Here is a 1069-nt window from a genome sequence, read left to right on the forward strand (position 1 = left end):
GGCGCGGAAGGGCTGCGGCGCGGGCGGATTCTCCTTCCAGCGCGCGGCCAGCATCCCGGCCCGCGCGCACCGCGCCGGTCGTCGTGGGTGTCGACGCTCGTGGTGTTCGGCTGTGTGGCCGGGCTGATCGCGGTGATCGGCTACCTCAACTACCGGTCCTCGTACTGAGCCCGTCCCCCGCCGCAGGCTCTCGGAGCCGTGGCCGCCGTCCGAGCGCACAATGGAAGGCGGGACGGGTGCCTGCCTGAGTGCGGGGTGGTACGGATGTCGAACCGGTTCCGGAGTGATCCCCGGCTGACCGCGCGGATGACGATCACGTNNGTGCTGGTCGTGGTGGCCGCGGCCCTGCTCCTGGCGGCGCAGTACTGGTACTCCGACCGGGTCGCCCTGTACGCCATGCGCGGGCGGATCGTGGAGGCCGGGGAGTATCCGCGGCTGCACGGGGCGGTGGGGCTCGTCTACCTCTACAAGCGCGGCACGTTCTATCCGTTCGCGCCGCTGCCGGGCGAGGCGGACCGGCGGGACAACGCGCTGGAGCTGCGGGTCAGGGCGGTCCTCGCGGAAGACCTGCGGATCGAGCCCGACCTGGGCCGCTGGTTCCCCCTCTGGGGTGCCCCGGGGCACGGGCTCGTTACTTGCCGCTCTTCTGCCGGTCCTGCCGACGGGCCTCGAAGGGCCGCTCACGGCGGTAGCGGCGCTCCCACTTCGCCTGCTGGTCACGGCGCTCCCGGTAGGCCCGGTAGGAGGCGGGCTGTGCGCCGCCGCTCGACGACGGCGACGACGGCGAGCCACCGCGGGTGCGGCCGTGGCGGATGTACAGGTAGAGCAGCCCGACCGCGGCGAGCCAGAGCAGTTCGTTCGAGAAACCGAGGACGACCAGGACCGCGGTCGCCGAAAGGATCAAGGTGCCCATGGCGGGCCTCCTTGGGTGTGCGTGGGTGGTGGCAGCGATGCCCGTCCCGCACGGTCCGGTGCCGGACGCTCGGCTGCGCCCGTCCAGGATGCTGGGCGGGCTGACGCGCCCGCATCCGAATATCGGGGGCGGTGGGGCGTCCGGACGCCTTCGGAG

1 protein-coding gene and 2 pseudogenes are annotated in these 1069 nt (G+C 72.8%); 2 read left to right on the forward strand and 1 reads right to left on the reverse strand.

Features of this window, described 5'->3' with window-relative positions; all coding sequences use genetic code 11:
- Positions 1-321: 321 nt before the first annotated feature.
- Both AOK23_RS51105 and pspAB read left to right on the forward strand, forming a co-directional pair.
- Positions 322-450 (forward strand): annotated as a pseudogene (locus AOK23_RS51105) (zinc metalloprotease HtpX); the annotation flags it as partial.
- A pseudogene (gene pspAB, locus AOK23_RS52175) lies at positions 445-621 on the forward strand (PspA-associated protein PspAB); the annotation flags it as partial. The pseudogenes AOK23_RS51105 and pspAB, both read left to right, overlap by 6 nt.
- 10 nt (positions 622-631) lie before the next feature.
- Here the strand turns inward: pspAB and AOK23_RS41695 are convergent.
- Positions 632-913 (reverse strand): hypothetical protein, encoded by a 282-nt coding sequence (locus tag AOK23_RS41695; protein WP_055717601.1) that lies wholly within the window; start codon positions 911-913, stop codon positions 632-634.
- Positions 914-1069: the final 156 nt, after the last annotated feature.

The sequence above is a fragment of the Streptomyces torulosus genome (assembly GCF_001419765.1).
Taxonomy (GTDB): domain Bacteria; phylum Actinomycetota; class Actinomycetes; order Streptomycetales; family Streptomycetaceae; genus Streptomyces; species Streptomyces torulosus.

What these genes read in the sequence shown, in the direction of transcription:
- AOK23_RS41695 (WP_055717601.1), bottom strand. Translation starts at nt 913, where the DNA reads ATGGGCACCTTGATCCTTTCGGCGACCGCGGTCCTGGTCGTCCTCGGT.